The sequence below is a fragment of the Methylobacillus pratensis genome (assembly GCF_054072455.1).
In genome coordinates this window covers 1-5480 of sequence record NZ_JBSUSR010000011.1, presented here as the reverse complement: position 1 = coordinate 5480, position 5480 = coordinate 1, and the positions used below count along the sequence as shown (strand labels likewise).

General features: G+C 50.6%; 2 tRNA genes and 3 rRNA genes. All 5 read right to left on the bottom strand.

The features are described from left to right. Positions 1 to 7 precede the first annotated feature (7 nt). A 5S ribosomal RNA gene (gene rrf, locus ACW4YW_RS15550) occupies positions 8 to 121 on the bottom strand. A gap of 144 nt (positions 122 to 265) precedes the next feature. After that, positions 266 to 3149, bottom strand: a 23S ribosomal RNA gene (locus ACW4YW_RS15545). Between the two features lie 290 nt (positions 3150 to 3439). Continuing rightward, positions 3440 to 3515: transfer RNA gene (locus ACW4YW_RS15540), tRNA-Ala, on the bottom strand. 17 nt (positions 3516 to 3532) lie between these two features. After that, a tRNA-Ile gene (locus ACW4YW_RS15535) sits at positions 3533 to 3609 on the bottom strand. Between the two features lie 72 nt (positions 3610 to 3681). Continuing rightward, positions 3682 to 5224: ribosomal RNA gene (locus tag ACW4YW_RS15530) — 16S ribosomal RNA — on the bottom strand. Together the 16S, 23S and 5S rRNA genes with 2 tRNA genes alongside form the textbook arrangement of a ribosomal RNA operon. Positions 5225 to 5480: the final 256 nt, after the last annotated feature.

Here is a 5480-nt window from a genome sequence, read left to right as displayed (position 1 = left end):
AATAAAAGTCTGGCGGTGACCTACTTTCGCATGCGAGTTGCATACTATCATTGGCGCGGAATCGTTTCACGGCCCTGTTCGAGATGGGAAGGGGTGGTTCCAATTCGCTATGGCCGCCAGACATAACCGGTAGTGCGTGTGCGATGCACATTCACTGATATCTGATGGAATTTGCTTAGCAAATTCGTCTTCAACAAACAGAAGAAGTAAAGATGGTATTTTGATTGCTGCTTTAAAAGCACCTTGATTCAAGTTTCAAGGTTATAGGATCAAGCCTCACGAGCAATTAGTATCGGTTAGCTTAACGCATTACTGCGCTTCCACACCCGACCTATCAACGTCCTGGTCTCGAACGACTCTTTAGTGTGCTCAAGGCACAAGGGAAGTCTCATCTTGAGGCAAGTTTCGCGCTTAGATGCTTTCAGCGCTTATCTCTTCCACACTTAGCTACCCGGCGATGCCACTGGCGTGACAACCGGTCCACCAGAGGTGTGTCCACTCCGGTCCTCTCGTACTAGGAGCAGCCCCCCTCAAACTTCCAACGCCCACGGCAGATAGGGACCAAACTGTCTCACGACGTTTTAAACCCAGCTCACGTACCACTTTAAATGGCGAACAGCCATACCCTTGGGACCGGCTACAGCCCCAGGATGTGATGAGCCGACATCGAGGTGCCAAACTCCCCCGTCGATATGAACTCTTGGGAGGAATCAGCCTGTTATCCCCAGAGTACCTTTTATCCGTTGAGCGATGGCCCTTCCATACAGAACCACCGGATCACTATGACCTGCTTTCGCACCTGCTCGACCTGTCCGTCTCGCAGTCAAGCAACCTTATGCCATTGCACTATCAGTACGATTTCCGACCGTACCTAGGTTACCTTCGCACTCCTCCGTTACTCTTTGGGAGGAGACCGCCCCAGTCAAACTGCCCACCATGCACGGTCCCCGATCCGGATTACGGACCTAGGTTAGAACCTCAACAACATCAGGGTGGTATTTCAAGGATGGCTCCATAGGAACTGGCGTCCCTACTTCAAAGCCTCCCACCTATCCTACACAAATCTTGTCAAAGTCCAATGCAAAGCTACAGTAAAGGTTCATGGGGTCTTTCCGTCTAGCCGCGGGTAGATTGCATCTTCACAAACATTTCAACTTCGCTGAGTCCCGAGAGGAGACAGTGTGGCCATCGTTACGCCATTCGTGCGGGTCGGAACTTACCCGACAAGGAATTTCGCTACCTTAGGACCGTTATAGTTACGGCCGCCGTTTACCGGGGCTTCGATCAAGAGCTTGCACCCCATCACTTAACCTTCCGGCACCGGGCAGGCGTCACACCGTATACGTCCACTTTCGTGTTTGCACAGTGCTGTGTTTTTATTAAACAGTCGCAGCCACCTTTTCACTGCAACCCCATCAAGCTCCGGACGCGAGGTCCTTCACCCTACCGGGGCGCACCTTCTCCCGAAGTTACGGTGCTAATTTGCCGAGTTCCTTCTCCCGGGTTCTCTCAAGCGCCTTAGAATTCTCATCCTGCCCACCTGTGTCGGTTTGCGGTACGGTTCACATATACCTGAAGCTTAGTGGCTTTTCTTGGAAGCTTGGTATCAATCACTTCGTCTCACAAGGAGACTCGTCGTCACGCCTCAGTCTTAACCTCCCGGATTTGCCTAAGAGATCAACCTACACGCTTAAACCACCTATTCCAACAGATGGCTGACCTAACCTTCTCCGTCCCCACATCGCAGTATATGTAAGTACAGGAATATTAACCTGTTTCCCATCAGCTACGCATCTCTGCCTCACCTTAGGGGCCGACTCACCCTGCGCCGATGAACGTTGCGCAGGAAACCTTGGGCTTTCGGCGAGGGAGCTTTTCACTCCCTTTATCGCTACTCATGTCAGCATTCGCACTTCTGATACCTCCAGCATTCCTCACAGAACACCTTCGCAGGCCTACAGAACGCTCTCCTACCATGCTAGTAAACTAGCATCCGCAGCTTCGGTTACGTGCTTAGCCCCGTTACATCTTCCGCGCGGGACGACTCGACCAGTGAGCTATTACGCTTTCTTTAAAGGATGGCTGCTTCTAAGCCAACCTCCTGGCTGTCTGTGCCTTCCCACTTCGTTTTCCACTTAGCACGTCATTAGGGACCTTAGCTGGCGGTCTGGGTTGTTTCCCTCTTGTCCACGGACGTTAGCACCCATGGACTGTCTCCTGTGATTGCACTTCTCGGTATTCGGAGTTTGCCATGGTTTGGTAAGCTCTTATGAGCCCCCTAGCCATAACAGTGCTCTACCCCCGAGAGTGAGACACAAGGCACTACCTAAATAGCTTTCGGAGAGAACCAGCTATCTCCAAGTTTGTTTAGCCTTTCACCCCTATCCACAGCTCATCCCCTAATTTTTCAACATTAGTGGGTTCGGACCTCCAGTACCTGTTACGGCACCTTCATCCTGGCCATGGATAGATCACTTGGTTTCGGGTCTACACCCAGCAACTGAACGCCCTATTCGGACTCGCTTTCGCTACGCCTCCCCTATCGGTTAAGCTTGCTACTGAATGTAAGTCGCTGACCCATTATACAAAAGGTACGCAGTCACCCCTTACGAGGCTCCCACTGTTTGTATGCATGCGGTTTCAGGTTCTATTTCACTCCCCTCCCGGGGTTCTTTTCGCCTTTCCCTCACGGTACTGGTTCACTATCGGTCGATTACGAGTATTTAGCCTTGGAGGATGGTCCCCCCATGTTCAGACAGGATTTCACGTGTCCCGCCCTACTTGTCGTTACCCTAGTTCCACATACGGGATTTCATATACGGGGCTATCACCCACTATGGCCGGACTTTCCATTCCGTTCTATTATCGCGTATGCTAAAAGTAACAGGCTTTTCCGGGTTCGCTCGCCACTACTTCCGGAATCTCGGTTGATTTCTTTTCCTCGAGCTACTTAGATGTTTCAGTTCACTCGGTTCGCCACCGCCCTCCTATATATTCAGAGGGGGTTACCCTTGCGGGTGGGTTTCCCCATTCGGACATTCCCGGATCAAAGCTTGTTTGCCAGCTCCCCGAGACTTTACGCAGGCTACCACGTCCTTCATCGCCTGTAATCGCCAAGGCATCCACCACATGCACTTATTCGCTTGACCCTATAACGTTGAATCCTGAACCCTTTTAAATTCAAGAACGCGACTGACGAGTAGTAGTCAGTCCGTTATAGGCTGCTTCTAAAGCACTATCGAACCACGTTAAAAAAAACAACGCTGTTCAATGTTTTTGATTTCTGCAATCAAATTACCCATTGAATGTTTCAGACCTCATCACAAAGTCCTACTTCATTCTCTTTACTTCTTCCATTTTGTTAAAGATCAATCTAGCTTGTAAAAGCCAGACATAAAGGCAGCACGCTACGCTTATGTCTAACTTTTCAACAAAGAGTTGGTGGAGGATGACGGGATCGAACCGACGACCCCCTGCTTGCAAAGCAGGTGCTCTCCCAGCTGAGCTAATCCCCCATTACTTCACAGTAATCTGGTGGGTCTGGTTGGGCTCGAACCAACGACCCCCGCCTTATCAAGACGGTGCTCTAACCAGCTGAGCTACAGACCCATAAGGCCAATCTTTGTTGCGCTCTTTAAACAACCGATAAGTGTGAATGCTTGCAAGCAAGGCATACTCTAGAAAGGAGGTGATCCAGCCGCACCTTCCGATACGGCTACCTTGTTACGACTTCACCCCAGTCATGAATCCCACCGTGGTAAGCGCCCTCCTTGCGGTTAGGCTACCTACTTCTGGTGAAACCCACTCCCATGGTGTGACGGGCGGTGTGTACAAGGCCCGGGAACGTATTCACCGCGACATGCTGATCCGCGATTACTAGCGATTCCGACTTCATGCAGTCGAGTTGCAGACTGCAATCCGGACTACGATCGGCTTTCTGAGATTAGCTCCCCCTCGCGGGTTGGCAACCCTCTGTACCGACCATTGTATTACGTGTGAAGCCCTGGCCATAAGGGCCATGAGGACTTGACGTCATCCCCACCTTCCTCCGGTTTGTCACCGGCAGTCCCAATAAAGTGCCCAACTGAATGATGGCAATTATTGGCAAGGGTTGCGCTCGTTGCGGGACTTAACCCAACATCTCACGACACGAGCTGACGACAGCCATGCAGCACCTGTGTCCACTTTCTCTTTCGAGCACCTAATGCATCTCTGCTTCGTTAGTGGCATGTCAAGGCCAGGTAAGGTTTTTCGCGTTGCATCGAATTAATCCACATAATCCACCGCTTGTGCGGGCCCCCGTCAATTCCTTTGAGTTTTAATCTTGCGACCGTACTCCCCAGGCGGTCAACTTCACGCGTTAGCTGCGTTACTAATGGATTTTACTCCACCAACAACTAGTTGACATCGTTTAGGGCGTGGACTACCAGGGTATCTAATCCTGTTTGCTCCCCACGCTTTCGAGCATGAGCGTCAGTATTAGGCCAGGAGGCTGCCTTCGCCATTGGTATTCCTCCACATCTCTACGCATTTCACTGCTACACGTGGAATTCTACCTCCCTCTCCTATACTCTAGCCTTGCAGTTTCAAACGCAGTTCCCAGGTTGAGCCCGGGGCTTTCACATCTGACTTGCAAAACCGCCTGCGCTCGCTTTACGCCCAGTAATTCCGATTAACGCTCGCACCCTACGTATTACCGCGGCTGCTGGCACGTAGTTAGCCGGTGCTTCTTATCAAGGTACCGTCAACCTCACATATTATTCATATGTAAGTTTTCTTTCCTTGCGAAAGAGCTTTACAACCCGAAGGCCTTCTTCACTCACGCGGCATGGCTGGATCAGGCTTGCGCCCATTGTCCAAAATTCCCCACTGCTGCCTCCCGTAGGAGTCTGGGCCGTGTCTCAGTCCCAGTGTGGCTGATCATCCTCTCAGACCAGCTACTGATCGTCGCCTTGGTAGGCTTTTACCCCACCAACTAGCTAATCAGATATCGGCCGCTCCATTAACGTGAGGTCCGAAGATCCCCCACTTTCCCCCTCAGGGCGTATGCGGTATTAGCTAATCTTTCGACTAGTTATCCCCCATTATTGGACACGTTCCGATATATTACTCACCCGTTCGCCACTCGCCATCAGAGTGCAAGCACTCCATGCTGCCGTTCGACTTGCATGTGTAAAGCATGCCGCCAGCGTTCAATCTGAGCCAGGATCAAACTCTTCAGTTTAATTCCGACTATTACTTTGTGACCTCTTTCGAGGTCGGTATATCGCTTGGCTTAATCTCAAATGAATCTTAGGTGTAACTTAAAAAGTTACAGATTTCATTTAAGTGTTAAGCACTTGTGTGTTGAGTTTCGGATACATATTTAACTATGTATCTTTTGCACTCACCTACAAGCACCCACACTTATCGGTTGTTCGTTTTGTTAAAGAGCAGGTTACTTCTTTTTACTCGCCGCCAATTCGTTTCGAATTCAGCGA